The organism is Citrobacter sp. wls619 (assembly GCF_005281345.1).
Classification (GTDB): Bacteria; Pseudomonadota; Gammaproteobacteria; order Enterobacterales; family Enterobacteriaceae; genus Citrobacter.
On sequence record NZ_SZXJ01000084.1, the window covers coordinates 1 to 26299 of the forward strand.

46 protein-coding genes and 1 pseudogene are annotated in these 26299 nt (G+C 50.0%); 7 read left to right on the plus strand and 40 right to left on the minus strand.

Annotated features, from left to right (window positions below; translation table 11 throughout):
- The first annotated feature begins 201 nt into the window (after positions 1-201).
- Complete coding sequence (locus tag FDX19_RS17005; protein WP_121585129.1) at positions 202-756, plus strand: gamma carbonic anhydrase family protein; 555 nt, start codon at positions 202-204, stop codon at positions 754-756.
- Here FDX19_RS17005 and FDX19_RS17010 read toward each other — a convergent pair.
- From FDX19_RS17010 to dprA, 6 genes are read right to left on the minus strand one after another with little or no spacing between them, the layout of a single operon-like run.
- On the minus strand, positions 732-989 hold the full coding sequence (locus FDX19_RS17010) for a DUF1488 domain-containing protein (RefSeq protein WP_137383635.1): 258 nt from the start codon (positions 987-989) through the stop codon (positions 732-734). The genes FDX19_RS17005 and FDX19_RS17010 overlap by 25 nt on opposite strands.
- Positions 986-1807, minus strand: a complete 822-nt coding sequence (gene aroE, locus FDX19_RS17015) for a shikimate dehydrogenase (protein ID WP_121585131.1) — start codon at positions 1805-1807, stop codon at positions 986-988. Before aroE ends, FDX19_RS17010 begins: the two co-directional genes overlap by 4 nt.
- 1 nt (position 1808) lies before the next feature.
- Positions 1809-2381 carry an L-threonylcarbamoyladenylate synthase type 1 TsaC gene (tsaC, locus tag FDX19_RS17020; protein WP_137383636.1) on the minus strand — a complete coding sequence of 191 codons (573 nt, stop codon included), beginning with the start codon at positions 2379-2381 and terminating at the stop codon, positions 1809-1811.
- 4 nt (positions 2382-2385) lie between these two features.
- Positions 2386-2928, minus strand: a complete 543-nt coding sequence (locus tag FDX19_RS17025) for a type I DNA topoisomerase (protein ID WP_137383637.1) — start codon at positions 2926-2928, stop codon at positions 2386-2388.
- 26 nt (positions 2929-2954) lie between these two features.
- Entirely contained in the window at positions 2955-3428 is a 474-nt protein-coding gene (gene smg / locus FDX19_RS17030; RefSeq protein ID WP_137383638.1) for a DUF494 family protein Smg, read from the minus strand.
- Complete coding sequence (dprA, locus tag FDX19_RS17035) at positions 3400-4524, minus strand: DNA-protecting protein DprA (protein ID WP_137383639.1); 1125 nt, start codon at positions 4522-4524, stop codon at positions 3400-3402. The genes smg and dprA overlap by 29 nt, the downstream gene beginning before the upstream one ends.
- Positions 4525-4653: 129 nt before the next feature.
- Between dprA and def the strand changes: the two genes are divergently transcribed.
- The 5 genes from def (at position 4654) to mscL (ending at position 9421) form a co-directional block, all read left to right on the plus strand.
- The gene (def, locus tag FDX19_RS17040) at positions 4654-5163 is read left to right on the plus strand and encodes a peptide deformylase (RefSeq protein WP_040232019.1); all 510 of its coding nucleotides are present in this window, start codon (positions 4654-4656) and stop codon (positions 5161-5163) included.
- A gap of 14 nt (positions 5164-5177) precedes the next feature.
- Positions 5178-6125 (plus strand): methionyl-tRNA formyltransferase, encoded by a 948-nt coding sequence (fmt, locus tag FDX19_RS17045; RefSeq protein ID WP_137383640.1) that lies wholly within the window; start codon positions 5178-5180, stop codon positions 6123-6125.
- Positions 6126-6178: 53 nt separating this feature from the next.
- Entirely contained in the window at positions 6179-7468 is a 1290-nt protein-coding gene (gene rsmB / locus FDX19_RS17050; RefSeq protein ID WP_137383641.1) for a 16S rRNA (cytosine(967)-C(5))-methyltransferase RsmB, read from the plus strand.
- A 21-nt stretch (positions 7469-7489) separates the two neighbouring features.
- A complete protein-coding gene (gene trkA / locus FDX19_RS17055) occupies positions 7490-8866 on the plus strand; it encodes a Trk system potassium transporter TrkA (protein ID WP_137383642.1) in 1377 nt (458 codons plus the stop codon).
- 141 nt (positions 8867-9007) lie between these two features.
- Complete coding sequence (gene mscL, locus FDX19_RS17060) at positions 9008-9421, plus strand: large-conductance mechanosensitive channel protein MscL (RefSeq protein WP_137383643.1); 414 nt, start codon at positions 9008-9010, stop codon at positions 9419-9421.
- Here mscL and arfA read toward each other — a convergent pair.
- The 31 genes from arfA to rpsJ form a co-directional block, all read right to left on the minus strand.
- A complete protein-coding gene (gene arfA, locus FDX19_RS17065) occupies positions 9418-9636 on the minus strand; it encodes an alternative ribosome-rescue factor ArfA (protein ID WP_040232015.1) in 219 nt (72 codons plus the stop codon). The genes mscL and arfA overlap by 4 nt on opposite strands.
- A 60-nt stretch (positions 9637-9696) precedes the next feature.
- Entirely contained in the window at positions 9697-10122 is a 426-nt protein-coding gene (gene zntR, locus FDX19_RS17070) for a Zn(2+)-responsive transcriptional regulator (RefSeq protein WP_137383644.1), read from the minus strand.
- A gap of 10 nt (positions 10123-10132) precedes the next feature.
- A complete protein-coding gene (locus FDX19_RS17075; protein WP_137383645.1) occupies positions 10133-10501 on the minus strand; it encodes a DUF1992 domain-containing protein in 369 nt (122 codons plus the stop codon).
- A gap of 107 nt (positions 10502-10608) precedes the next feature.
- Complete coding sequence (gene rplQ / locus FDX19_RS17080) at positions 10609-10992, minus strand: 50S ribosomal protein L17 (protein WP_001216370.1); 384 nt, start codon at positions 10990-10992, stop codon at positions 10609-10611.
- 40 nt (positions 10993-11032) lie between these two features.
- Complete coding sequence (rpoA, locus tag FDX19_RS17085; RefSeq protein ID WP_137383646.1) at positions 11033-12022, minus strand: DNA-directed RNA polymerase subunit alpha; 990 nt, start codon at positions 12020-12022, stop codon at positions 11033-11035.
- Positions 12023-12047: 25 nt separating this feature from the next.
- Positions 12048-12668, minus strand: coding sequence for a 30S ribosomal protein S4 (gene rpsD, locus FDX19_RS17090; protein WP_003031138.1), 621 nt, complete (start codon positions 12666-12668; stop codon positions 12048-12050).
- A gap of 33 nt (positions 12669-12701) precedes the next feature.
- Positions 12702-13091, minus strand: coding sequence for a 30S ribosomal protein S11 (rpsK, locus tag FDX19_RS17095; RefSeq protein ID WP_003031137.1), 390 nt, complete (start codon positions 13089-13091; stop codon positions 12702-12704).
- Positions 13092-13107: 16 nt separating this feature from the next.
- On the minus strand, positions 13108-13464 hold the full coding sequence (gene rpsM / locus FDX19_RS17100) for a 30S ribosomal protein S13 (protein ID WP_003031135.1): 357 nt from the start codon (positions 13462-13464) through the stop codon (positions 13108-13110).
- 146 nt (positions 13465-13610) lie between these two features.
- The gene (gene rpmJ, locus FDX19_RS17105; protein ID WP_000868187.1) at positions 13611-13727 is read right to left on the minus strand and encodes a 50S ribosomal protein L36; all 117 of its coding nucleotides are present in this window, start codon (positions 13725-13727) and stop codon (positions 13611-13613) included.
- A gap of 30 nt (positions 13728-13757) precedes the next feature.
- Positions 13758-15089 (minus strand): preprotein translocase subunit SecY, encoded by a 1332-nt coding sequence (gene secY / locus FDX19_RS17110; protein WP_001118864.1) that lies wholly within the window; start codon positions 15087-15089, stop codon positions 13758-13760.
- 7 nt (positions 15090-15096) lie between these two features.
- A complete protein-coding gene (gene rplO, locus FDX19_RS17115; RefSeq protein WP_001238917.1) occupies positions 15097-15531 on the minus strand; it encodes a 50S ribosomal protein L15 in 435 nt (144 codons plus the stop codon).
- Positions 15532-15534: 3 nt separating this feature from the next.
- A complete protein-coding gene (gene rpmD, locus FDX19_RS17120; protein ID WP_001140434.1) occupies positions 15535-15714 on the minus strand; it encodes a 50S ribosomal protein L30 in 180 nt (59 codons plus the stop codon).
- A gap of 3 nt (positions 15715-15717) precedes the next feature.
- On the minus strand, positions 15718-16221 hold the full coding sequence (rpsE, locus tag FDX19_RS17125; protein ID WP_003031131.1) for a 30S ribosomal protein S5: 504 nt from the start codon (positions 16219-16221) through the stop codon (positions 15718-15720).
- Positions 16222-16235: 14 nt separating this feature from the next.
- The gene (gene rplR / locus FDX19_RS17130) at positions 16236-16589 is read right to left on the minus strand and encodes a 50S ribosomal protein L18 (RefSeq protein WP_000358956.1); all 354 of its coding nucleotides are present in this window, start codon (positions 16587-16589) and stop codon (positions 16236-16238) included.
- A 9-nt stretch (positions 16590-16598) separates the two neighbouring features.
- Positions 16599-17132, minus strand: a complete 534-nt coding sequence (gene rplF, locus FDX19_RS17135; protein ID WP_006687355.1) for a 50S ribosomal protein L6 — start codon at positions 17130-17132, stop codon at positions 16599-16601.
- Positions 17133-17144: 12 nt separating this feature from the next.
- The gene (gene rpsH, locus FDX19_RS17140) at positions 17145-17537 is read right to left on the minus strand and encodes a 30S ribosomal protein S8 (RefSeq protein WP_003031127.1); all 393 of its coding nucleotides are present in this window, start codon (positions 17535-17537) and stop codon (positions 17145-17147) included.
- A gap of 30 nt (positions 17538-17567) precedes the next feature.
- A complete protein-coding gene (gene rpsN, locus FDX19_RS17145) occupies positions 17568-17873 on the minus strand; it encodes a 30S ribosomal protein S14 (protein ID WP_003031125.1) in 306 nt (101 codons plus the stop codon).
- Positions 17874-17887: 14 nt separating this feature from the next.
- Positions 17888-18427 carry a 50S ribosomal protein L5 gene (rplE, locus tag FDX19_RS17150; protein WP_003031123.1) on the minus strand — a complete coding sequence of 180 codons (540 nt, stop codon included), beginning with the start codon at positions 18425-18427 and terminating at the stop codon, positions 17888-17890.
- Between the two features lie 14 nt (positions 18428-18441).
- Entirely contained in the window at positions 18442-18756 is a 315-nt protein-coding gene (gene rplX, locus FDX19_RS17155) for a 50S ribosomal protein L24 (protein WP_003031122.1), read from the minus strand.
- Between the two features lie 10 nt (positions 18757-18766).
- Positions 18767-19138, minus strand: a complete 372-nt coding sequence (gene rplN / locus FDX19_RS17160; protein WP_000613954.1) for a 50S ribosomal protein L14 — start codon at positions 19136-19138, stop codon at positions 18767-18769.
- 162 nt (positions 19139-19300) lie between these two features.
- Positions 19301-19555: a 30S ribosomal protein S17 gene (gene rpsQ, locus FDX19_RS17165; protein WP_003031120.1), complete on the minus strand. Its 255-nt coding sequence runs from the start codon at positions 19553-19555 to the stop codon at positions 19301-19303.
- Positions 19555-19746 (minus strand): 50S ribosomal protein L29, encoded by a 192-nt coding sequence (gene rpmC / locus FDX19_RS17170; protein ID WP_000644742.1) that lies wholly within the window; start codon positions 19744-19746, stop codon positions 19555-19557. The genes rpsQ and rpmC overlap by 1 nt, the downstream gene beginning before the upstream one ends.
- A complete protein-coding gene (gene rplP / locus FDX19_RS17175; protein WP_000941212.1) occupies positions 19746-20156 on the minus strand; it encodes a 50S ribosomal protein L16 in 411 nt (136 codons plus the stop codon). Before rplP ends, rpmC begins: the two co-directional genes overlap by 1 nt.
- 12 nt (positions 20157-20168) lie before the next feature.
- Positions 20169-20870 carry a 30S ribosomal protein S3 gene (rpsC, locus tag FDX19_RS17180; RefSeq protein WP_000529945.1) on the minus strand — a complete coding sequence of 234 codons (702 nt, stop codon included), beginning with the start codon at positions 20868-20870 and terminating at the stop codon, positions 20169-20171.
- A gap of 17 nt (positions 20871-20887) precedes the next feature.
- Positions 20888-21220 (minus strand): 50S ribosomal protein L22, encoded by a 333-nt coding sequence (gene rplV, locus FDX19_RS17185; protein ID WP_000448832.1) that lies wholly within the window; start codon positions 21218-21220, stop codon positions 20888-20890.
- 14 nt (positions 21221-21234) lie between these two features.
- Positions 21235-21513: a 30S ribosomal protein S19 gene (rpsS, locus tag FDX19_RS17190; RefSeq protein WP_001138115.1), complete on the minus strand. Its 279-nt coding sequence runs from the start codon at positions 21511-21513 to the stop codon at positions 21235-21237.
- 16 nt (positions 21514-21529) lie between these two features.
- A complete protein-coding gene (gene rplB / locus FDX19_RS17195) occupies positions 21530-22351 on the minus strand; it encodes a 50S ribosomal protein L2 (protein WP_016154746.1) in 822 nt (273 codons plus the stop codon).
- Between the two features lie 17 nt (positions 22352-22368).
- On the minus strand, positions 22369-22671 hold the full coding sequence (gene rplW / locus FDX19_RS17200) for a 50S ribosomal protein L23 (RefSeq protein WP_000617546.1): 303 nt from the start codon (positions 22669-22671) through the stop codon (positions 22369-22371).
- Entirely contained in the window at positions 22668-23273 is a 606-nt protein-coding gene (rplD, locus tag FDX19_RS17205) for a 50S ribosomal protein L4 (RefSeq protein ID WP_003031119.1), read from the minus strand. Before rplD ends, rplW begins: the two co-directional genes overlap by 4 nt.
- Before the next feature lie 10 nt (positions 23274-23283).
- Positions 23284-23913 (minus strand): 50S ribosomal protein L3, encoded by a 630-nt coding sequence (gene rplC / locus FDX19_RS17210; protein WP_003031117.1) that lies wholly within the window; start codon positions 23911-23913, stop codon positions 23284-23286.
- Between the two features lie 32 nt (positions 23914-23945).
- Positions 23946-24257: a 30S ribosomal protein S10 gene (gene rpsJ, locus FDX19_RS17215; protein WP_001181005.1), complete on the minus strand. Its 312-nt coding sequence runs from the start codon at positions 24255-24257 to the stop codon at positions 23946-23948.
- A 379-nt stretch (positions 24258-24636) separates the two neighbouring features.
- On the opposite strand from rpsJ, the gene FDX19_RS17220 reads away from it, so the two are divergent.
- Positions 24637-25104 (plus strand): A24 family peptidase, encoded by a 468-nt coding sequence (locus tag FDX19_RS17220; RefSeq protein WP_137383647.1) that lies wholly within the window; start codon positions 24637-24639, stop codon positions 25102-25104.
- Here the strand turns inward: FDX19_RS17220 and bfr are convergent.
- The 3 genes and pseudogenes from bfr to tuf form a co-directional block, all read right to left on the minus strand.
- Positions 25101-25577: a bacterioferritin gene (gene bfr, locus FDX19_RS17225; RefSeq protein WP_040232010.1), complete on the minus strand. Its 477-nt coding sequence runs from the start codon at positions 25575-25577 to the stop codon at positions 25101-25103. The two genes, FDX19_RS17220 and bfr, sit on opposite strands and share 4 nt — an antisense overlap.
- A gap of 71 nt (positions 25578-25648) precedes the next feature.
- On the minus strand, positions 25649-25843 hold the full coding sequence (gene bfd / locus FDX19_RS17230) for a bacterioferritin-associated ferredoxin (protein ID WP_003031111.1): 195 nt from the start codon (positions 25841-25843) through the stop codon (positions 25649-25651).
- A gap of 185 nt (positions 25844-26028) precedes the next feature.
- Positions 26029-26299, minus strand: a pseudogene (gene tuf, locus FDX19_RS17235) (elongation factor Tu); the annotation flags it as partial.

A 26299-nucleotide genomic window follows, 5' to 3' on the forward strand; every position in this document is an offset into this window, starting at 1 on the left:
GCCGTGTCGATGGAGGCGCATTATAGGGATCCCATTTTTTAGCACAAGTGTTTTTTGGATCTTTTTTGCCGAATGTTTGTTTTTCACTCCTTTCGCTACATTCCTGTGCAATTTGGCTGATTTTTGATAACTAAATCACTTGCGCAGTCTCAATAATCCAACCAAAGTCTTCATTACCGCCCTATTTTCATTGAGGTAAACATGTCTGATGTACTGCGTCCTTATAAGGATCTTTTCCCACAGATCGGCAAACGCGTCATGATCGATAGTAGTAGTGTTGTCATTGGCGATGCTCGTCTGGCTGATGATGTCGGGATTTGGCCACTGGTTGCGATTCGTGGCGACGTGAACTACGTACAGATTGGTGCCCGTACAAACATTCAGGATGGCAGCGTGCTGCATGTCACACATAAATCCACATCTAATCCGCAGGGTAACCCTCTGATCGTAGGCGAGGATGTGACTGTAGGTCATAAAGTCATGTTGCACGGCTGCATCATTGGCAACCGCGTTTTAGTCGGTATGGGATCGATTTTGCTGGATGGCGTAGTAGTAGAAGATGACGTCATGATCGGAGCGGGAAGTCTGGTCCCGCAAAACAAGCGCCTGGAGAGCGGATATCTGTATCTGGGAAGCCCGGTTAAACAAATCCGCCCACTAACTGATGAAGAGAAAGCAGGCCTACAGTACTCTGCTAACAACTACGTAAAGTGGAAAGATGAGTATTTAGGTCAGGATAACCAGACCCAACCTTGATAATCTTCCTGCTGGGCCTGGATCAATGCTTCAGCCTCTTCTTCCAGATCCCAGCGATATTCGCGAAAAGTTTCAAGCCACTGTTCAGGCGTGTCGCCGCCAAAGCGATGCGCCAGCGTCTCTCCTTTGATGGCACATTTTAGCTGCATACCATGAACCATCGCCGGGAAGACGACGGAATTAATATCCGCTACCCACTCTTCCCTATCAGGGAATTGAATCGCCTGATTCATGCAGAAAGTTCCTGTTGCAGTGTTTTAATCACAGGCTCAATCTCCGGCAGTACACCATGCCAGAGCAAAACAGCATGTGCCGCTTGCCCCACCAGCATTCCCAAACCATCGGCACAATGTTTTGCACCATGTGATACGCACCAGGAAAGGAACGGGGTATTCCCCTTTTGGTAGAACATGTCGTAGCAATAAACAGAAGAATGAATAAGCGATGCAGGAATGGCTGGGACATCACCGCTAATACCACTGGACGTTGCGTTGATGATCAGATCGAAGGCATCATTATCCAGATCATCCATTCCCACCGCCTGAACGCTGCCGGTATGGGAGAAGATCTGCGCCAATTCTTCAGCACGTGAGGCGGTACGATTAACAATAGTCACCGCGCAATCCATAGACAGGAGAGGCAGCAACACGCCACGGGACGCTCCACCAGCCCCAATCAGCAGGATACGAGACCCGGGATGAATGAAAGACAAACGCTCAAGATCGCTAAGCAGGCCGATACCATCGGTGTTATCACCCAGTAAACGCCCATCATCCAGCCGTTTTAGAGTATTGACCGCCCCAGCCAGCGATGCCCGCTCTGTGAGTTCATCAGCGCGCGCAAACGCCTCTTCTTTAAAGGGAACGGTAACATTAGCCCCTTTCCCCCCACCAGCAAAAAAGGCATTGAGCGTATTCACAAAGTTATTGATGGGCGCCAACACCCGACCATAAGAGTGATCAATCTTCAGCTGCTCTGCAAATTGCTGATGAATAAAAGGCGATTTGCTGTGCGCTACCGGATTACCAAAAACAGCATAGGCTTCTTTCATATTACCCCTGTCGAAACTGTTCACCCGTCAAAGCATCTCTGATTTCCGAGGGATTCAAACGTCCGCCGGTATGACCTTCAACCACTGGAAAATCTTCCCCGAACTGCGCTCGTACTTCCTCTACCGTTCTGCAGGGTGGCAGTCCACTCAGGTTGGCACTAGTAGAAACTAACGGCTTGCCATAAGCCTGGCACAATGCAACCACCAGCGGGTGATCCGTGACGCGCACGGCGAGCGAATCAAAACGGCCGGTCAGCCAACGCGGCGTTGTCGCAGGCGCCGGGAACACGAAGGTGACAGGGCCAGGCCAGCGCGCGAAAACAGCTTCACGTTGAGCATCGGTGAGCATGCTGTCATCAATATACGGTTTGAGTTGATCAAAGTTTGCCGCAATCAAAATCAAACCCTTATCTATTGGACGTTGTTTGAGTTCCAACAGACGCGTTACCGCCGTTTCACTGTCAGGATCACACCCGACACCAAAAACAGCTTCTGTTGGATAAGCGATGACATTTTCTTGTTGCAGAACCTCTATCGCGGCAGCGATGGGGTCCATGGGCAGGTTTTTATTCACTTTTTTATTCCGCCGGGATCGGCTTTCCACATTGTTTACTGGCACAGAAATGCTTCACACCCTGCGCGGTTTTCTTTTCGATGAGTAGCGGATAGTGGCACTCTGGACACTCTCCGGCTAACGGTTTGAAGTTAATGACAAACTGACACTCCGGATAGCGATCGCAGGAGTAGAAGGTTTTGCCATAACGTGAACGCCGCTGAACCAAATGGCCCGTCTGACATTGGGGGCATACTATTGCGGTTTCATCAGGCTTATCGATAAGCTCAGTGTGATCGCAGGCAGGGTAATCACTGCACCCAATAAACATACCGAATCGTCCCTGCCTCAGCACCAGTTCAGCGCCACATGCAGGGCAGAATTTACCCTCCAGAACTTTGACTATATGTCCGTCCGCAGATGATTTCAGCGGACGGACATAATCGCATTCTGGATAGTGTGAGCAACCGAGAAACGGGCCGTGTTTCCCGGAACGAATAACCAGTTCAGCCCCACATTGTGGGCAGGGCTCGTTTTTACGCACCGTAAACAGTGCTGATTTAGCCATAACAACTCATACTGAATGAAGATTGATTAATGCAGCATACCTTCATTCACTTCAAAGAGTAATTCTTCCATTTGCTGATAGGCATTTTCGCAGCCTGGAATGTTGAACAGAACCATCAGGATCACCCACTTCAGGTCTTCCAGCTCAAACTCAGCCGTATCCAGCGCAAGTACGCGCTCTATCACCATTTCTCGCGTTTCGAGGTTTAGCACCTGAATCTGCTCCAGGAATAGCAGGAACCCCCGACAGCTCGCATCCAGCCGATCGCATTCTTCTGCAGTATAAATACGTACAGAAAGGGGATCTGATGCAAGCTGCATAGGTTCGGCAAGGCCGTCCTGATAATCAGCAAGCTTTTCCAGCCACAGTAACGCGTTGTAGATGTCTTCACGATCAAAACCAGCGTCGGTAAGATCCCGTTCCAGTTTGTCCTGATCCACACGCAGCTCAGCTTCGTTATGGATATATGTCTCAAACAAATACATTAGTACGTCGAACATGGCTTGCCCTCCTCAATCGGACATAGCCGCCGGGTACAGCTGCGATCCATCCTGCTAACTCCAGTTCGAGCAGTTGAGCCACTACCTCTGGCACAGGTTGGCCGGCACGTTCAGCGACGACGTCAACAGGTGTTACCTCATCTCCTACGTTAGCCAGGAGCTCTGAAAATGGCAATGCCACCTCTTCGTGATCCGGCGAATAAATTGATTTTTCAGGCTCATCTGGCAGCCATTGCAGCCCATATTGCAAACTTTCCAGTATTTCCTCTGGTGCCGTCACAAGCATGGCTCCCTGCTGAATGAGCCAATGGGGGCCTTCACTTCCCGGGCTCCCTATCGGTCCAGGCACAGCAAAAACCTCCCGTCCTTGTTCCAGCGCACAGCGTGCAGTGACTAATGAGCCACTACGCTGTGCCGCTTCAACAACCAGTACTCCCTTACTTAGACCACTAATAATACGATTTCGTCGGGGAAAATTACGCGGTAAAGGGAGCATATCCAAAGGAAACTCGGACACCAGCGCGCCCCCGGCCTCTATCAAGCTTTCAGCAAGACGAACATGTCGCCGTGGATATATGGTTTCCAGACCATTTCCCAGTACCGCAATACTGGCCCCGTGTGTATTTATCGCTGCAGTATGCGCCACACCGTCAATCCCTTTAGCCAGTCCGCTAGTGATCGTCACACCACATGCTGCAAGCTTTTCACAGAACAACCGCGCCCATCGTTCGCCATACCAGGAGTACTGCCGACTGCCGACAACAGCAACTTGAAATGAGTGAAGACACTCAGGGCGACCGGCAATGAAAAGTACACCAGGGTAATCCTCAATAGCACGCAGCTGTGGCGGAAAATACTTGCTGTCGGCAAAAACCAGATGATGATGGGGTAACTCAAGCCAACGCAGCGTTTTTTCCAGTGACTGCTCAGAAAAAGCCAGAAAACGTTCGATCTGGCGAGGAGTGAGCCCTGCATGCCGAAGTATCGTATTGTTAATACCCGGTTGAGCAATAAGCCAGTGAGCAGTGCGCACCATCTCATCACCATACAGTTCATTCACTTGTGCTAAACGTAACCAAATCTCAATATGGGTCATCCCTGTTCCCCTGCCACAAGCAGTCCTGGCAATCTTTGCGATTGGTCACTGATGCTGTCAATCAGAGCGGGTTTTGTCTAGAATAGAGGTAATAATCTTTCCAATTCCTGAACACAACTCTGGATAACTATGTCAGTTTTGCAAGTGTTACATATTCCGGACGAGCGTCTTCGCAAAGTCGCAAAGCCGGTTGAAGAAGTGAATGCAGAAATTCAGCGTATCGTTGATGATATGTTCGAAACGATGTACGCCGAAGAAGGTATCGGTCTGGCCGCAACACAGGTCGATATTCATCAGCGCATCATTGTTATTGATGTCTCTGAAAACCGTGACGAGCGTCTGGTACTCATTAACCCAGAGCTGCTGGAGAAAGACGGCGAAACGGGCATTGAAGAAGGCTGCCTGTCGATTCCTGAACAACGTGCATTAGTACCACGCGCTGAAAAAGTAAAAATTCGTGCGCTCGATCGCGACGGCAAGCCTTTTGAACTGGAGGCCGATGGCCTGTTGGCTATATGCATCCAACATGAAATGGATCACCTGGTCGGTAAACTGTTTATCGATTATCTGTCTCCGTTGAAGCAACAACGTATTCGTCAGAAAGTTGAAAAACTCGACCGCCTGAACGCCCGAGCTTAAGGACAAGAATCAACGTGTCAGACTCACTACGTATTATTTTTGCGGGTACACCTGACTTTGCAGCGCGTCATCTCGACGCGCTGTTATCTTCTGGACATAACGTCGTTGGGGTGTTTACCCAACCGGACCGCCCTGCGGGACGTGGTAAAAAGCTGATGCCCAGCCCGGTGAAAGTACTGGCGGAAGAAAAAGAGATACCCGTTTTCCAGCCTGTATCTCTTCGTCCCCAGGAAAACCAACAACTGGTTTCTGATCTGCACGCAGATGTAATGGTGGTGGTGGCATATGGCCTGATTCTGCCAAAAGCCGTACTGGATATGCCGCGTCTGGGCTGTATCAACGTTCACGGTTCTCTGCTTCCACGTTGGCGTGGAGCCGCGCCGATCCAGCGTTCATTGTGGGCAGGCGACACCGAAACCGGTGTAACCATCATGCAGATGGATGTCGGTCTGGACACAGGCGATATGCTGCATAAGCTGTCCTGTCCAATTACGGCAGAAGATACCAGCGGTTCGTTATACGACAAGCTTGCAAATTTAGGGCCTCAGGGGCTGATTGAAACGCTAAAACAGCTTGCTGCTGGCACGATAAAACCAGTAGTACAAGATGAATCACTGGTTACGCATGCAGAAAAACTCAGCAAAGAAGAGGCCCGTATCGACTGGTCGCTTTCAGCTATTCAATTGGAACGCTGCATCCGCGCCTTTAACCCGTGGCCAATGAGCTGGCTTGAAATCGACGGTCAGCCAGTGAAAGTCTGGCAAGCTTCGGTTATTGCTGTAAACACCCAGGCCGAGCCAGGCACCATTCTTGAGGCGACAAAGCAGGGTATCCAGGTCGCAACAGGCGACGGCATCCTGAATCTCATCGCTTTACAGCCTGCTGGCAAGAAAGCGATGAGCGCACAGGATCTACTCAATTCGCGTCGGGAGTGGTTTGTGCCCGGGAATCGTCTGATCTGACGGTCCACCTCTTTTAAAGCCCGGAACCTCCGGGCATTTTTATTTTTGCGCTTATGAAAAAACATCTTAATTTACGCAGTATGGCGGCCCAGGCCGTCGAACAGGTTGTCGAAAAGGGCCAATCGTTGAGTAACGTGCTGCCCGCCATGCAGCAAAAAGTAGCCGATAAAGATAAGGCGCTGTTGCAGGAGCTTTGCTTCGGCGTCTTACGTACGCTCTCCCAACTGGAGTGGATGATTCAACAGTTGATGGAACGTCCGATGACGGGCAAACAGCGCACGGTCCACTATCTGATTATGGTTGGCTTCTACCAACTTTTGCATACTCGCATTCCGCCACATGCTGCGCTTGCTGAAACCGTTGAAGGTGCAGTCGTTATCAAGCGACCTCAGCTCAAAGGGCTAATTAACGGCGTATTACGCCAGTTTCAGCGCCGCCAGGAAGAGTTGCTCACCGAATTTGCACAAAGCGAACTGCGCTTTTTACACCCTTCATGGCTGGTTAAGCGTATCAAAAATGCCTATCCACAGCAGTGGGAAACGATTCTTGCCGCCAATAACCAGCGCCCACCTATGTGGCTGCGTGTAAACCGCAACCACCACTCTCGTGACGAGTGGTTGAAATTGCTGAATGACGCAGGGCTCACCGGTTTCCCACACCCGAACTATCCTGACGCAGTCCGCCTGGAAACGCCGACCTCAGTTATGGCGCTACCGGGTTTTGAGCAGGGTTGGGTTACCGTTCAGGATGCTTCAGCCCAGGGCTGCGTCAGCTATCTGCAACCGCAGAATGGTGAGCAAATCCTCGATCTGTGCTGCGCACCAGGCGGCAAGACTACACATATCCTGGAAGTCGCTCCGCAAGCGAGCGTCATGGCTGTCGACGTCGATGAAAAACGTCTATCGCGCGTCTATGACAACCTGAAACGCCTCGGCATGAAGGCAACCGTTAAACAGGGCGATGGTCGTTTCCCTGAGCAATGGTGCGGCGAGCAGTTGTTCGATCGCATTTTGTTAGATGCACCGTGCTCTGCCACTGGGGTCATCCGCCGCCATCCCGATATAAAGTGGTTGCGTCGCGACCGGGATATTGCTGAACTCGCCCAATTGCAGGCAGAAATACTTAATTCGACCTGGGCACATCTGAAACCAGGAGGTACGCTGGTGTATGCAACCTGTTCTATTTTACCTGAAGAGAACCAACAGCAAATCTCTGCCTTCCTGGCACGAACGCCAGACGCTCTATTAAGTGAAACGGGTACGCCGGAACAGCCAGGGCGTCAGAATTTACCGGGTGCAGAAGAAGGTGACGGTTTCTTTTACGCTAAGCTAATCAAGAAGTGATGAAATAACGGGTCGCAACTGATGAAAATTATCATTCTGGGCGCAGGGCAAGTTGGCGGTACGTTGGCTGAGAACCTGGTCGGAGAGAACAACGATATCACCGTAGTCGATACCAATGGTGAGCGTCTGCGCAGCCTGCAGGACAAGTTTGATCTCCGCGTTGTGCAAGGACATGGTTCCCATCCCCGTGTACTGCGCGAGGCCGGAGCTGACGACGCCGATATGCTGGTTGCAGTGACCAGCTCAGATGAAACCAATATGGTTGCTTGTCAGGTCGCATACTCACTCTTTAATACCCCCAATCGTATCGCCCGAATTCGCTCGCCGGATTATGTTCGCGATGCAGATAAACTGTTCCAGTCTGACGCAGTGCCTATCGACCATCTGATTGCGCCAGAGCAGCTGGTCATCGATAGCATCTATCGACTAATTGAGTACCCAGGTGCGTTGCAGGTAGTAAATTTTGCCGAAGGTAAAGTCAGTCTGGCGGTGGTCAAAGCCTATTACGGCGGACCATTGATCGGCAATGCACTGTCGACAATGCGCGAGCATATGCCACACATCGATACCCGCGTTGCGGCGATATTCCGTCATGACAGGCCAATCCGTCCACAGGGTTCTACCATTGTTGAAGCGGGTGATGAAGTGTTCTTTATTGCAGCTTCACAGCACATTCGTGCCGTAATGAGTGAACTTCAGCGTCTGGAAAAACCCTACAAGCGTATTATGTTAGTGGGTGGCGGAAACATCGGTGCTGGTCTGGCCCGACGTCTGGAAAAAGATTACAGCGTCAAACTGATCGAACGCAATCAGCAACGGGCATCCGAGCTTGCAGAGAAATTGCAAAATACGATCGTCTTTTTCGGCGATGCCTCGGATCAAGAGCTGCTGGCTGAAGAACATATTGATCAAGTTGATCTGTTTATCGCAGTAACCAACGACGATGAAGCTAACATTATGTCGGCCATGCTCGCCAAACGCATGGGCGCCAAGAAAGTCATGGTGCTTATCCAGCGTAAAGCGTATGTTGATCTGGTCCAGGGTAGCGTGATTGATATTGCGATTTCACCGCAACAGGCCACCATATCTGCACTACTGAGCCATGTTCGCAAAGCTGATATTGTCGGCGTTTCTTCGCTGCGACGCGGTGTTGCGGAAGCGATTGAAGCTGTCGCGCACGGGGATGAGACGACATCACGAGTTGTCGGTCGCGCAATAGACGAAATTAAACTTCCACCCGGTACCATTATTGGTGCGGTAGTGCGAGGTAACGACGTGATGATAGCCAATGACAACCTGCGTATTGAGCAGGGTGATCACGTTATCATGTTCCTGACAGACAAAAAGTTTATTACTGACGTCGAACGGTTATTCCAGCCAAGTCCCTTCTTCCTGTAAATAGTTGGGCGCTTATTTAGCGCCCATTTTATTTCCCTTTATTTTTCATGGACTAATAAATTTTCCTTTCAGCAATACATAAATGGAAAATGTCTTAACATTTGTTAAACTTATAAACGTCAGCTGCATAGGGAGAATAAAATGAGCATTATTAAAGAGTTTCGCGAATTCGCGATGCGCGGGAATGTTGTCGATTTGGCAGTGGGTGTCATTATTGGTGCGGCATTCGGTAAGATTGTTTCATCGCTGGTTGCCGATATCATCATGCCGCCGCTGGGGTTGTTGATTGGTGGGATCGATTTTAAACAGTTTGCTTTGACATTGCGCGATGCGCAGGGAGACATCCCGGCTGTCGTTATGCATTACGGTGTATTTATTCAGAACGTCTTTGATTTCATTATTGTGGCGTTTGCTATCTTTATGGCGATCAAACTGATCAACAAACTGAATCGTAAAAAAGAGGAAGAACCTGCAGCACCACCGGCTCCCTCTAAAGAGGAAGTATTGTTAAGTGAAATTCGTGACCTACTGAAAGAACAGAATAATCGTTCTTAAACGCTCACTGAAACAAGAAGGCCAGTGGTAAAAAAGTGATTCACTTTCTTGCCACTGGCCTCCCAGTTACCCCGATTGCCATGTTTACCTTTACGCAGATAACTACCTTTCCCTTTTTTATTCTTCTCAACACGCTGCCTGAAAAGTGGATCATGCAGTAGCGCCTCAATGGCGTTGTCCTTTATCTGCCCTTTGGTATGCTGATAACGGCTCATAATATCTCCAGTTTATGGTAATAATTTACGCCGCGAGTGTAGACCCGCCCGTTCAATAAATCAACAACCTGTTGTCGTGCCACTGGCACCTTGTTCAAGCGCCTCCAGAATAGAACAGTAGACGCTGCTGTGTGCCTTGCCGCAGCATGCATCATTCAATCGCTGCAGCGATCGTTGCATCGTTTGAAGTTCGGCTATACGGGCTTCGACTTCCTGCAATCGTTCCTGGACGATCCCTTTTGATTCCTGACAGGTATGGTGTTCCGGATCGACACGGATCGAAAGCAATTCACGGATAGACTCCAACGTGAAACCTAGCTGTCGCGCGTAACGAATAAACTTCAGCCGTTGCAGATCGCTTTCTGTATAGAGCCGAAATCCGCCTTCAGTACGAACTTCATGCTCCATCATCTGCTGCTTTTCATAGTAGCGGATAGTATCCGGCGTCACGTCGGCCAGCTTCGCTAATTCACCAATCCGGTACATACGTCCTCCGCTATTCATCATTAATTTTATGCAGTAGTTTATCTGCGTATTCACCACGTAGAAACTCGGTGCTGAGTCCAGCCTGCCGAAGTTTGAGTTCAAGTAGCGACAGGCGTCGACTCACATCCTGATAACGAGGGTCATCCTGGCGAATACCTGCAAGTATATCAAGCAACTGCATCGCCTCTCTGCGTTGTTCGAGCTCAGGAGGAAGGCACCCAGAGTTTTTTAATAAACGGTACCCGGCCCGAAGCTCCGGCGGGACATGAGAATCATCATCAAGAGTCAGTGGCTCACCTGCACCCGGCAAATCATCAAACTCACCTTTAGATTGTGCGTCAATGATATGACGCTCTGCCCACTGGTCCAGTAACCACATACAACACCCCAGGGGATGAACAAAAAGAGTACAGATATTGTAGATAAGTGGGGATATGACGGATATAAAAAAACCCGCCGAGGCGGGTTTTTTTACGTTACTACAGATTACTCTGCAGCAGCTTCTGTTTTCTCTGAACGATCAACCAGCTCGATGTATGCCATCGGCGCATTGTCGCCTGCGCGGAAACCACACTTCAGAATGCGAGTGTAACCACCGGCGCGGCTCGCGAAACGCGGGCCCAGTTCGTTAAACAGTTTTGCCACGATCTCGTTATCACGAGTACGGGCGAATGCCAGACGACGATTAGCTACGCTATCAGTCTTGGCAAGAGTAATCAGCGGCTCAACTACGCGACGCAGCTCTTTCGCTTTCGGCAGAGTCGTCTTGATGATTTCATGACGAACCAGTGAACCTGCCATATTGCGGAACATAGCCTGGCGATGGCTGCTGTTGCGGTTCAGTTGACGACCACTCTTACGATGGCGCATGACCTTATCCTTCTCAGTAAAACCTTAACCTGTGATCCGGTTACTCGTCAGCGATGCTTGCCGGTGGCCAGTTTTCCAGGCGCATGCCCAGAGACAGTCCACGGGAAGCCAGCACGACTTTAATCTCGGTAAGAGATTTTTTACCAAGGTTAGGCGTCTTAAGAAGCTCAACCTCAGTACGCTGTACCAGATCACCGATATAGTGGATAGCTTCTGCTTTGAGGCAGTTAGCAGAGCGGACAGTCAATTCCAGATCGTCAACAGGGCGCAGCAGGATCGGATCGAATTCTGGTTTCTCTTCTTTAACTTCCGGCTGACGTACATCACGTAAGTCAACGAAAGCTTCAAGTTGTTCAGCCAGAATGGTTGCCGCACGACGAATCGCCTCTTCAGGATCGATTGTGCCGTTGGTTTCCATTTCGATGACCAGCTTGTCCAGGTCGGTACGCTGTTCTACACGCGCTGCTTCAACATTGTAGGCAATACGCTCTACAGGGCTGTAGCATGCGTCGACCAGCAGACGGCCGATTGGGCGCTCATCTTCTTCCGAATGAATTCGGGTAGAAGCCGGCACATAACCACGACCGCGCTGAACTTTGATACGCATGCTAATAGATGCATTCTCATCGGTCAGGTGGCAGATCACGTGCTGTGGCTTGACGATTTCGACATCCCCATCATGGGTAATGTCGGCTGCAGTCACAGGGCCAATGCCAGATTTATTCAAGGTAAGAATAACGTCATCTTTACCCTGAACTCTCACCGCCAGCCCTTTCAGGTTGAGCAGGATTTCCAGGATATCTTCCTGAACGCCTTCTTTGGTGCTGTACTCATGTAGTACACCATCAATCTCAACCTCGGTCACCGCGCAACCCGGCATCGATGAGAGCAGAATACGGCGCAGTGCGTTACCCAAAGTATGGCCAAAGCCACGCTCTAAAGGCTCAAGGGTCACCTTGGCGTGCGTCGAACTCACTTGCTCGATATCTACCAGGCGCGGTTTTAGAAACTCTGTCACAGAACCCTGCATTGTGTCCTCTCTTTGGTACTAAGCTTTACTTGGAGTAAAGCTCGACGATCAGGTGTTCGTTAATGTCCGCAGACAGATCAGAACGCTCCGGCTTACGCTTGAACGTGCCTTCCATCTTGCCAGCATCAACTTCCAGCCAGGTTGGCTTTTCACGCTGCTCAGCCAGCTCCAGAGCGGCTTTCACGCGAGACTGCTTCTTCGCTTTCTCACGAATGCTAACAACGTCATTCGGACTAACCTGATAAGAAGCGATGTTAACAACACGACCGTTTACCATAATTGCTTTATGGCTGACCAGCTGACGTGCTTCTGCACGAGTGGCACCGAAGCCCATACGGTATACAACGTTGTCCAGACGACCTTCCAGCAGACCCAACAGGTTTTCACCGGTGTTGCCTTTCAGACGCGCTGCTTCTTTGTAGTAGTTACGGAACTGACGCTCCAGCACACCGTAGATACGGCGAACTTTTTGCTTTTCACGCAACTGCACACCATAGTCAGACAGACGCGGTTTACGCGCACCGTGCTGGCCAGGAGCTTGTTCAATTTTACACTTGGTATCGATCGCGCGAACGCCAGACTTAAGGAATAAGTCAGTGCCCTCACGACGGCTCAGCTTGAGCTTAGGACCCAAATATCTTGCCATTTTCTTTCTCCAACAATCCTAGAAACGACAGCGTTATACGCGACGTTTTTTCGGCGGACGACAACCGTTATGAGGGATCGGAGTCACATCAGTAATATTAGTGATGCGGAAACCAGCGGCGTTCAGAGCACGAACAGTAGATTCGCGACCTGGACCCGGTCCTTTGACCATAACTTCCAGATTCTTGATACCGTATTCTTTTACGGCTTCAGCGCAACGCTCTGCTGCAACCTGAGCTGCGAACGGAGTTGATTTGCGAGAACCACGGAAACCGGAACCACCGGCTGTTGCCCAACCCAGTGCGTTACCCTGACGATCAGTAATGGTAACGATGGTGTTGTTAAAAGAAGCATGGATATGAGCCACGCCGTCAGAGACTTGTTTTCTTACACGTTTACGTGCACGAATTGGTGCCTTTGCCATTATTCAATCACCCCGATTATTTCTTGATCGGTTTGCGCGGACCCTTACGGGTACGTGCGTTGGTCTTGGTACGCTGACCGCGAACCGGGAGACCACGACGATGACGCAAACCGCGATAGCAACCAAGGTCCATAAGGCGCTTGATGCTCATGCTAACTTCACGGCGCAGATCACCTTCAACGACAAATTTGGCAACTTCGTCACGCAGCGTGTCGATTTGTTCTTCAGACAGCTCACTGATCTTAACATCTTCAGCGATACCCGCGGCAGCCAGAATGGCTTTAGAACGGGTCTTGCCGACGCCGTAGATCGAAGTTAATGCGATCACAGCATGTTTCTGATCAGGAATGTTAATGCCTGCTATACGGGCCACTATGCACTCCTACTATTTAATATGTACGCACCATGCTGAAAAGCCCGTTTTCAGGATACTCAAATGGAAACGCACAGACATACAAAAGATTGGCTGGCTAATCTAGCCAGCTCAACCCAACTTTGCAAGAAAAATATGCGAATAAATCAGCCTTGGCGCTGTTTATGCTTCGGCTCGGCACTGCAAATCACACGGATGACACCATCACGCTTAACGATTTTGCAGTTACGGCATAATTTCTTGACGGAAGCACGAACTTTCATTTTTACTCTCCGTAACTTCTCGGGCGACTGTTAACGGCCGTAGCCTTTCAGATTCGCCTTCTTCAATGCAGACTCGTACTGACTAGACATCATCAGAGTTTGCACTTGAGCCATAAAGTCCATAATCACGACAACAACGATAAGCAGTGAGGTCCCACCGAAGTAGAACGGTACTTTCATTGCATCACGCATGAACTCCGGGATCAGGCAGATAAAGGTAATGTAGAGCGCACCAACCAGAGTCAGGCGGGTCATTACTTTATCGATATACTTCGCCGTTTGCTCTCCCGGACGAATTCCTGGTACAAATGCACCGGACTTCTTCAGGTTATCTGCTGTTTCACGCGGGTTGAAAACCAACGCCGTGTAGAAGAAACAGAAGAAGATGATTGCAGACGCATAGAGTAACACATAAAGCGGTTGCCCAGGCTGCAAATACAGCGAAATTGTTGTCAGCCAGTTCCAACCAGTCCCGCCCCCGAACCATGACGCGATGGTTGCCGGGAACAGAATAATACTGGAAGCGAAGATTGCCGGGATTACCCCCGCCATATTCACTTTCAGCGGTAAATGTGTGCTCTGTGCAGCATAGACACGACGACCCTGCTGACGTTTCGCGTAGTTTACCACAATGCGGCGTTGACCACGTTCAACAAATACAACAAAGAACGTCACTGCAAATACTAATACTGCAACCAACAGCAACACGAGGAAGTGCAGGTCGCCTTGACGCGCTTGCTCGATAGTATGGGCAATGGCTGGCGGGAGTCCCGCGACAATACCGGCGAAGATAATGATTGAGATACCGTTGCCGATACCACGTTCAGTAATCTGTTCACCCAACCACATCAGGAACATCGTCCCTGTAACCAGACTTACAACAGCGGTGAAATAGAATGCAAAGCCTGGATTCATCACCAGGCCCTGCATACCAGGCATATTCGGCAGACCGGTAGCAATACCGATCGACTGGAATATTGCCAGCACCAGAGTACCGTAGCGGGTGTACTGGCTGATCTTACGACGACCAGACTCCCCTTCTTTCTTAATTTCTGCCAGCGTTGGATGAACCACCGTCAGCAGCTGGATAATGATCGACGCCGAAATATACGGCATGATCCCCAGAGCAAAGATAGAAGCACGGCTGAGAGCACCACCAGAGAACATGTTAAACATTTCAATGATGGTGCCTCGCTGTTGCTCAAGCAGTTTGGCAAGTACAGCGGCATCAATACCAGGGATCGGAATGAAAGAGCCAATACGGAACACAATCAGCGCGCCGATTACAAACAGCAGTCTGCGTTTCAGCTCGCCTAAGCCACCTTTGGCACTTTGAAAATCTAATCCCGGTTGTTTAGCCATCTGCTACTTATTCCTCGATTTTACCGCCAGCAGCTTCGATAGCAGCACGAGCGCCTTTAGTAACACGCAGGCCACGAACAGTTACCGGAGTCGTTACTTCACCAGCCAGGATCACTTTCGCGAACTCGATCTGGATACCGATAATGTTAGCCGCTTTCAGCGTGTTCAGGTCTACAACACCGCCTTCAACTTTAGCCAGGTCAGACAGACGAACTTCGGCTGTAATCGCTGCTTTACGTGAAGTGAAGCCGAATTTCGGCAGACGACGGTACAGAGGCATCTGACCACCCTCGAAACCGCGACGTACGCCACCGCCAGAACGAGACTTCTGACCTTTGTGACCACGACCACCGGTTTTACCGAGGCCAGAACCGATACCACGACCCAGGCGTTTACCCGCCTTTTTGGAGCCTTCGGCCGGAGACAGAGTATTTAAACGCATCTCTTACTCCTCAACTTTAACCATGAAGGAAACCGCGTTGACCATACCACGAACAGCAGGAGTATCCTCGCGCTCTACGGTGTGACCAATACGACGCAGACCCAGGCCAAGCAGCGTTGCCTTGTGTTTCGGCAGACGACCGATTGCACTGCGGGTTTGAGTAATTTTAATAGTCTTTGCCATGGTTTATTTCCCCAGAATTTCTTCAACGGATTTACCACGCTTGGCAGCGACCATTTCCGGAGATTTCATATTTTCCAGACCATCGATAGTTGCACGAACCACGTTAATCGGGTTAGTGGAACCATACGCTTTAGCCAGAACGTTACGAACTCCAGCGACTTCCAGAACGGCGCGCATTGCACCACCGGCGATGATACCGGTACCTTCGGAAGCCGGCTGCATGAATACACGAGAACCCGTGTGAGTACCCTTAACCGGGTGCTGCAGGGTGCCGTGGTTCAGCGCGACGTTAATCATATTGCGACGGGCTTTTTCCATCGCTTTCTGGATCGCTGCTGGAACTTCACGCGCTTTACCGTAACCAAAACCAACGCGACCGTTACCATCGCCAACTACAGTCAGAGCTGTGAAGGAGAAAATACGACCACCTTTAACGGTTTTAGATACGCGGTTTACCGCGATCAGCTTTTCCTGCAGTTCGCCAGCTTGTTTTTCGATGTGAGCCATCTTACACCTCTACCTTAGAACTGAAGGCCAGCTTCACGGGCAGCATCTGCCAGTGCCTGGACACGACCATGATATTGGAACCCGGAACGGTCAAAGGACACATCTTTGATGCCTTTTTCCAGAGCGCGTTCGGCGACAGCTTTACCCACAGCTGCTGCAGCGTCTTTGTTACCGGTGTACTTCAGTTGTTCAGCGATAGCTTTTTCTACAGTAGAAGCAGCTACCAGAACTTCAGAACCGTTCGGTGCAATTACCTGTGCGTAAATATGACGCGGGGTACGATGTACCACCAGGCGAGTTGCGCCCAGCTCTTTGAGCTTGCGGCGTGCGCGGGTCGCACGACGGATACGAGCAGATTTCTTATCCATAGTGTTACCTTACTTCTTCTTAGCCTCTTTGGTACGCACGACTTCGTCGGCGTAACGAACACCCTTGCCTTTGTAAGGCTCAGGACGACGGTAGGCGCGCAGATCTGCTGCAACCTGACCAATCAGCTGTTTATCAGCGCCTTTCAGCACGATTTCAGTCTGAGTCGGACATTCTGCAGTGATACCTGCCGGCAGCTGATGATCAACTGGATGAGAGAAACCTAAAGCCAGGTTTACTACATTCCCTTTGACCGCTGCACGATAACCTACACCAACCAGCTGCAGCTTCTTAGTGAAGCCTTCGGTAACACCGACAACCATTGCATTCAACAGGGCACGCGCGGTACCAGCCTGAGCCCATCCATCAGCGTAACCATCACGCGGACCGAAGGTCAGTGCATTATCTGCATGATTTACTGCAACAGCATCGTTGAGAGTACGAGTCAGCTCGCCGTTTTTACCTTTGATCGTAATAACCTGACCGTTGATTTTTACATCAACGCCGGCAGGAATAACGACCGGTGCTTTAGCAACACGAGACATTTTTTCCTCCGATTAGGCTACGTAGCAGATAATTTCGCCACCAAGACCAGCCTGGCGCGCTGCACGATCAGTCATAACACCTTTAGAGGTAGAAACAACTGCGATACCCATGCCAGCCATAACTTTCGGCAGCTCGTCTTTACGCTTATAAATGCGCAGACCTGGGCGACTGACACGCTGAATGCTTTCTACAACAGCTTTACCCTGGAAATACTTGAGAGTAAGTTCCAGTTCCGGCTTGGTGTCGCCTTCAACTTTAAAATCTTCAATAAAACCTTCTTCCTTCAGCACGTTGGCAATTGCCACTTTCAGCTTGGAGGAAGGCATGGTGACCGCAGCTTTATTCGCGGCCTGACCGTTACGGATACGGGTCAGCATATCCGCGATCGGATCTTGCATGCTCATCTGTCTTTACTCCCGTGATTCAATTGGTAATTACCAGCTAGCCTTTTTCAAGCCTGGTACTTCACCGCGCATGGCGGCTTCACGCAGTTTGATACGGCTCAACCCGAACTTGCCCACATAGCCATGCGGACGACCTGTTTGACGGCAGCGGTTACGCTGACGGGACGGGCTGGAATCACGCGGCAGAGACTGCAGCTTGAGAACTGCGTTCCAACGATCTTCGTCGGTCGCGTTCACATCAGAGATAATAGCTTTCAGTTCAGCGCGTTTTGCGAAGTACTTATCAGCTAAAGCTACGCGCTTTACTTCGCGTGCTTTCATTGATTGCTTAGCCATTCAGTAACCCTACCTTACTTGCGGAACGGGAAGTCAAAGGCAGCCAGCAGAGCACGGCCTTCTTCGTCAGATTTCGCAGTAGTGGTAATGGTAATATCCAAACCACGCACGCGGTCGACTTTATCGTAGTCGATTTCTGGGAAGATGATCTGCTCACGGACACCCATGCTGTAGTTACCACGACCGTCGAAAGACTTAGCGGACAAGCCACGGAAGTCACGGATACGTGGAACAGCAATAGTGATCAGGCGCTCAAAGAACTCCCACATGCGTTCGCCACGCAGAGTTACTTTACAGCCGATCGGATAGCCCTGACGGATTTTGAAGCCTGCAACTGATTTGCGTGCTTTGGTGATCAGCGGTTTTTGACCGGAGATTGCTGTCAGGTCAGCTGCTGCGTTATCCAGCAGTTTCTTGTCAGCGATCGCTTCACCAACACCCATGTTCAGGGTGATCTTCTCGACCCGAGGGACTTGCATGACAGAATTGTAGTTAAACTCAGTCATGAGTTTAGCGACTACTTCGTCTTTGTAGTAATCATGCAGTTTCGCCATCGTACTACTCCAAATTACTTGATAGTTTCGCTGTTAGACTTGAAGAAACGGACTTTTTTGCCGTCTTCGAATCTAAAGCCTACACGGTCAGCCTTGCCGGTTGCCGCGTTGAAGATAGCAAGGTTAGAGATCTGAATAGCTGCTTCTTTCTCTACGATGCCGCCTGGTTGGTTCAGGGCCGGAACCGGCTTCTGATGTTTCTTAACCAGGTTGATACCTTCAACAATGACCTTGCCGGAAGACAGGACATTTTTTACTTTACCGCGTTTACCTTTATCTTTACCGGTTAACACGATAACTTCGTCATCACGACGGATCTTCGCTGCCATGATTCGCTCCTTAGAGTACTTCTGGTGCCAGAGAGATAATTTTCATGAACTTCTCGTTACGAAGTTCACGAGTTACCGGCCCAAAAATACGCGTACCGATAGGTTGCTCGCTGTTATTGTTTAAAATAACGCATGCATTACCATCGAAGCGAATGACAGAACCGTCCGGGCGACGAACACCCTTCTTGGTGCGCACCACTACCGCCTTCAGCACATCACCTTTTTTGACCTTACCACGCGGAATTGCTTCCTTGATGGTGATCTTGATGATATCGCCGACGCCTGCGTAGCGACGGTGCGAGCCACCCAGAACCTTGATACACATTACGCGACGTGCACCGGAGTTGTCGGCGACGTTCAGCATAGTCTGTTCTTGGATCATTTTAGTGCTCCGCTAATGTCAACTACTACTGAGACCCGAAAATCAGGTCGTTAAAAAGCCCCATATCGGGGGCGCGGCATTATAACACCGCTTAAACGATATGGGTAGAAAAAATAAACGGCTCATCGCTGAGCCGTTTATTCGTTGAGAATGCCTACTGTATTACAGAACAGCTTTCTCTACAACGCGAACCAGCGTCCAGGACTTAGTCTTGGACAGCGGACGGCATTCGCGGATTTCAACCACGTCACCAGTACCGCATTCGTTGTTCTCGTCATGTACGTGCAGTTTGGTCGTACGCTTAATGAATTTACCGTAGATCGGGTGTTTCACAAAACGTTCGATAGCAACAACAATGGATTTCTCCATTTTATCGCTAACAACGCGACCTTGCAGAGTACGGATTTTATCGGTCATTACGCACCCGCCTTCTCAGTCAGTAAAGTCTTAACGCGTGCGACATCACGACGCACTTGCTTCAACAGGTGAGACTGTTGCAGCTGGCCACTTGCAGCCTGCATACGCAGGTTGAACTGCTCACGCAGCAGATTCAGCAGCTCGGTGTTCAGCTCTTCAACACTCTTCTCACGCAGCTCTTTTGCTTTCATTACATCACCGTCTTAGTTACAAAGGTGGTTTTAATCGGCAGTTTCGCTGCTGCCAGCTTGAATGCTTCACGGGCCAGCTCTTCCGGTACGCCGTCCATTTCATACAGGACTTTACCCGGCTGAATCAAGGCAACCCAATACTCCACGTTACCTTTACCTTTACCCATACGCACTGCCAGCGGCTTTTCAGTGATCGGTTTGTCCGGGAATACACGGATCCAGATCTTACCTTGACGCTTAACTGCACGGGTCATAGCACGACGTGCTGCTTCGATCTGACGGGCAGTCAGACGACCACGGCCAACAGCTTTCAGACCGAAGCTGCCGAAGCTAACATCCGTACCCTGCGCCAGACCGCGGTTACGGCCTTTGTGCATTTTACGGAATTTTGTACGCTTTGGTTGTAACATCAGCGACGCTCCTTATTTACGGCCTTTACGCTGCTGCTTTTTAGGTTGCGCAGCCGGTTTTTCCGGTTGTTCAACAGCAGCCATACCACCCAGGATCTCGCCTTTGAAGATCCACACTTTAACGCCGATTACACCGTAAGTGGTGTGCGCTTCAGAGGTGTTGTAGTCGATGTCAGCACGCAGAGTGTGCAGAGGAACGCGACCTTCACGGTACCATTCGGTACGAGCGATTTCCGCGCCGCCCAGACGGCCGCTAACTTCAACTTTAATACCTTTAGCGCCCAGACGCATTGCGTTCTGTACAGCACGCTTCATAGCACGACGGAACATAACGCGACGTTCCAGCTGAGAAGTGATGCTGTCAGCAACCAATTTTGCGTCCAGTTCAGGCTTACGCACTTCGGCGATATTGATCTGAGCAGGAACGCCAGCAATATCCGCTACGACTTTGCGCAGTTTTTCTACGTCTTCGCCTTTCTTACCGATAACGATACCCGGGCGAGCAGTGTGAATAGTCACACGGATGCTCTTAGCCGGACGCTCGATAACGATACGAGATACAGACGCTTTCGCCAGTTCCTTAGTCAGGTACTGACGTACTTTAAAATCGCTGTCCAGGTTGTCAGCGAATTCTTTGGTGTTCGCAAACCAGGTTGAGTTCCATGGTTTTACAATACCCAGGCGAATACCATTAGGATGTACTTTCTGACCCATTGCTAGTCTCCAGAGTCTCAGCGATCGGACACAACCACAGTAATGTGGCTGGTGCGCTTCAGGATGCGATCTGCACGACCTTTTGCACGCGGCATAATGCGCTTCATGCTCGGGCCTTCGTCTACGAAAATTTTCGTAACTTTCAGATCGTCAATGTCAGCGCCATCGTTGTGTTCAGCGTTAGCAATGGCAGATTCCAGGACTTTCTTAACCAGTACAGCCGCTTTCTTATTGGTGTAGGTCAGAATATCAAGGGCCTGCGACACTTTCTTACCGCGAATCAGGTCTGCAACAAGGCGAACCTTCTGAGCAGAAGAACGAGCATGGCGATGTTGAGCTAAAGTTTCCATCTCTTCCTCCTACCTTATTTCTTCTTCGCTTTTTTATCAGCAGCGTGGCCGCGATAAGTACGAGTCGGTGCGAATTCACCCAGTTTGTGACCGACCATTTCGTCGGAAACAAATACCGGAACGTGCTGACGACCATTATGGACAGCGATGGTCAAACCGATCATGTTAGGAAAGATCGTTGAACGACGGGACCAAGTGCGCAGGGGCTTCTTGTCTCCGCTTTCCACCGCTTTCTCTACCTTCTTCAGCAAGTGCAGGTCAATAAAAGGACCTTTCTTGAGAGAACGTGGCATGGCTTATCCTCTAAAATTATTTGCTACGGCGACGTACGATGAATTTATCAGTACGCTTGTTGCTGCGGGTCTTCTTACCTTTGGTCTGAACGCCCCACGGAGTTACCGGGTGCTTACCAAAGTTACGACCTTCACCACCACCATGTGGGTGGTCGACTGGGTTCATCGCAGTACCGCGAACGGTAGGACGAACACCACGCCAGCGTGCAGCACCTGCTTTACCCAGAACGCGCAGCATATGCTCAGCATTGCCAACTTCGCCCAGAGTTGCACGGCAGTCTGCTTCGACTTTACGCATTTCACCAGAACGCAGACGCAGGGTGACATAAGCACCATCACGAGCAACGATCTGAACGTAAGTACCAGCGGAACGTGCCAGCTGACCGCCTTTACCTGGTTTCATTTCTACGTTATGAACGGTAGAACCAACCGGGATATTGCGCATCGGCAGGGTGTTACCTGCTTTGATTGCAGCATCAACGCCAGATTGAACCTGGTCGCCAGCTTTCAGGCCTTTAGGGGCCAGAATGTAACGGCGTTCACCGTCTTTGTACAGAACCAGCGCGATGTTCGCGGAACGGTTCGGATCGTACTCAAGACGTTCAACAACTGCCGGGATACCGTCTTTGTTGCGTTTGAAGTCAACAATACGATAAGCCTGCTTGTGACCACCACCGATGTGACGCGTGGTGATGCGGCCATTGTTGTTACGACCACCGGATTTGCTGTTTTTTTCAACCAGCGGAGCAAAAGGTTTGCCCTTGTGCAGCTCTGGGTTGACCACTTTAACAACGTGGCGACGACCCGGAGATGTCGGTTTACATTTAACAACTGCCATTGTATTACTCCTCCGACTTACTCAGCGCCGCCGACGAAGTCCAGATTCTGGCCTTCCTTCAGGGTGACGTAAGCTTTTTTCCAGTCGCTACGACGACCGATACGCTGTCCGTGACGTTTAACTTTCCCTTTAACTACCAGGGTGTTAACGACTTCGACTTCGACTTCAAACAGTTTCTGCACAGCAGCTTTGATTTCTGCTTTGGTCGCGTCTTTAGCAACTTTGAGAACGATGGTGTTAGTTTTTTCCATCGCAGTAGACGCTTTTTCAGAAACGTGCGGTGCGCGCAGCACTTTCAGCAGACGTTCTTCACGAATCATGCCAGCATCTCCTCAACTTGCTTAACAGCATCAGCAGTCATTACGACTTTGTCGAAGGCGATCAGGCTAACCGGGTCGATACCAGTTGCATCGCGTACGTCAACCTTGTGCAGGTTGCGCGCAGCCAGGAACAGGTTTTCGTCCAGCTCACCGGTGATGATCAGCACATCTTCCAGAGCCATGTCTTTCAGTTTCTGTGCCAGCAGCTTAGTTTTAGGCGCTTCTACAGAGAATGATTCGACAACGATCAGACGATCCTGACGTACCAGTTCGGACAGAATGCTTTTCAGCGCGCCGCGGTACATCTTTTTGTTAACTTTTTGACTGTGGTCCTGCGGGCGAGCAGCGAAGGTCACGCCACCTGAACGCCAGATCGGGCTCTTGATAGAACCTGAACGCGCACGGCCGGTACCTTTCTGGCGCCACGGCTTTTTGCCTGAACCAGTTACTTCAGCACGAGTCTTCTGAGCACGAGTACCCTGACGAGCACCAGCTGCATAAGCAACAACAACCTGGTGAACCAGCGCTTCGTTGAAATCACGACCGAAGGTAGTTTCGGAAACAGTCAGCGCGCTCTGCGCGTCTTTCAATACTAATTCCATTGCTATCCCCTTACGCCTTCACAGCTGGTTTAACGATCAGGTCGCAACCGGTCGCACCCGGAACACCACCTTTAACCAGCAGCAGGTTGCGCTCAGCGTCAACACGTACTACGTCCAGGCTCTGAACAGTGACACGTTCGTTGCCCAGCTGACCTGCCATTTTCTTGCCTTTGAACACTTTGCCCGGAGTCTGGTTCTGACCGATAGAACCCGGAACGCGGTGAGACAAGGAGTTACCGTGAGTCGCGTCCTGGGTACGGAAGTTCCAGCGCTTAACGGTACCAGCGAAACCTTTACCTTTAGAGGTACCGGTTACGTCAACTTTTTTAACGTCAGCAAACAGTTCAACGCTAATGTTCTGACCAACGGTGTATTCTTCACCATCTGCCAGACGGAACTCCCACAGGCCGCGGCCAGCTTCTACGCCAGCTTTAGCAAAGTGGCCAGCTTCCGGCTTAGTTACGCGGTTAGCTTTTTTAGCACCGGTGGTAACCTGAACAGCGCGATAGCCATCGTTAGCCAGATCTTTAACCTGAGTAACGCGGTTTGCTTCAACTTCGATAACGGTTACTGGGATAGATACGCCATCTTCAGTGAAGATGCGGGTCATACCCACTTTTTTACCGACTAAACCAATCATTGTATCAACCTCTCAATCGCTCGATGACCTGATTAACCCAGGCTGATCTGCACGTCTACACCGGCAGCCAGGTCCAGACGCATCAGAGCATCAACGGTTTTTTCAGTTGGCTCAACGATGTCAACCAGACGCTTGTGAGTACGGATCTCGTACTGATCACGCGCGTCTTTGTTGACGTGCGGGGAGATCAGAACGGTGAAACGCTCTTTGCGGGTCGGCAGCGGGATCGGACCACGAACCTGCGCACCAGTGCGCTTGGCAGTCTCGACGATTTCCGCGGTTGATTGATCGATCAGACGATGATCAAACGCTTTCAAACGGATACGGATTCTTTGGTTCTGCATGAGACCAGAGCTCCAATTATTTTATAGACGAAATAGTTACTCCTCAAACCCATTACGATTGATGGGAGAGTGTAACCGTTCTTACAGAGTTCCCCAATTGGGAACATTGTCTGGTATTGCTTTCGCAGTACCGGTGGCTCATATCGAACCGCTGTCAATATTAGACAAGCCCGCGCATTATACGTAAATCTCAGTCTTAAGCAAGTGCCGCGTAGAAATTAATCACTCGTTCACAAATGCAGGCCTCCTTCCACTCTGATTGTATGTCCTGTGGTGCAACGCATTTTCCGTGGAAAAGAGTATCCATAACCCACATCCCGGACTTGTAGAGCCGCCGGGTTTACCCGAGGGTAAACGCTTTGCCAGATGAGGCTTGCCCATGTACATCGATTTTCCCTTTCTGCTGATTTATGTTTCGCTATCAGGGTTGCTCTTAGTCCATGACCTACGTACCGGACTGCTTCCCGACAAATTCACCTGCCCTCTTCTCTGGAGTGGTCTTCTTTTTCATCAATGTTGCAACCCTACACAGTTGTCCGATGCACTTTGGGGTGCCATTGCAGGGTATGGTGTATTTTCTCTGTTCTACTGGGGATACCGCCTGGCATGGCACCAGGAAGGATTAGGTTATGGGGACGTAAAATTTCTCGCCGCACTTGGCGCGTGGCATCGATGGGACTCATTACCCCTGTTGATCTTACTTGCCGCCGGGCTGGCTTGCTGCATGGCAGGCGTAGCATTTATAACGCATGGAAAAAGGAAACTAAAAAACCCGCTGCCTTTTGGGCCATATCTGGCGGCTGCGGGTTTTGTTGTTGGCTGGCTAAATCTGATACAAGGCGGTTAGTCACTGACTTTAATTTGCGATTGCAGATAGTTTTGCAACCCAAGTTTTCCGATCAGATCCAACTCCGTTTCGAGCCAATCGATATGTCCTTCTTCTTCGGTCAGGATCTCAATCATCATGTCCCGACTAACATAGTCATGAACGCTATCGGCATAAGCAATGGCTTCTCGTAAATCTTTCGCGCCATCAAGCTCGAGTCGAAGATCTGATTGCAGCATCTCTTCAACATCTTCACCAATCCCCAACTTGCCTAGATCCTGTAAGTTTGGGAGACCTTCTAAGAATAAAATACGCTCAATGTATTTATCAGCGTGTTTCATCTCATCGATTGATTCATGGTACTCAACATCATTGAGGCGAGTCAGTCCCCAGTTTTTAAACATACGGGCATGGAGAAAATACTGGTTGATTGCGACAAGCTCATTTCCCAATAGTTTATTGAGATAATTTATGATTTTAACATCACCTTTCATTTTATAGTCCCTCCGCTTCCACTCTTAGAGCGTAGATGGGGCTACAGGGATGTCAAAAAAAAGAGTGTGACTTAGGCGATCTCTTTAAATTCTGGCATTTGCGTTAATTCATCCTGCATGACTTCGCGGGCGGCACGAATGCACTTACCGCACTGATTTCCAACAGGAATAAATTTACGTAATTGCTGAAAGGACTGAGGATGAAACTGGCGAACAGCCTGACGAATTTTTTTATCACTTATCGCATTACACAAACAAACGTACATGATCGCTCCCGTTCAATTTCTGCGCAAAGTGTAAATGAGAATAGTTATGATTACAATAGCACAACGTTATTTACGCGATGGAAGAATGAACAAAAAATGCGAACAAATATGACAACGGTTAAATCACAGGTAGCAAAAAGGGCGCCTAAGCGCCCTTTTTAAGCTCAAAGCTAATTAATAAATAATTAGCTCATTACTTTAGCAACAACGCCCGCACCTACAGTACGGCCGCCTTCACGGATTGCGAAACGCAGACCGTCGTCCATCGCGATCGGGTGGATCAGGGTAACAACCATTTTGATGTTGTCGCCCGGCATTACCATCTCTACGCCTTCCGGCAGTTCGATGGTACCAGTCACGTCAGTAGTACGGAAGTAGAACTGCGGACGGTAGCCTTTGAAGGATATAAACTTCAGATTCGAACTTAGTGTGCGGCTTGATAGAGCCTGGCTTAGC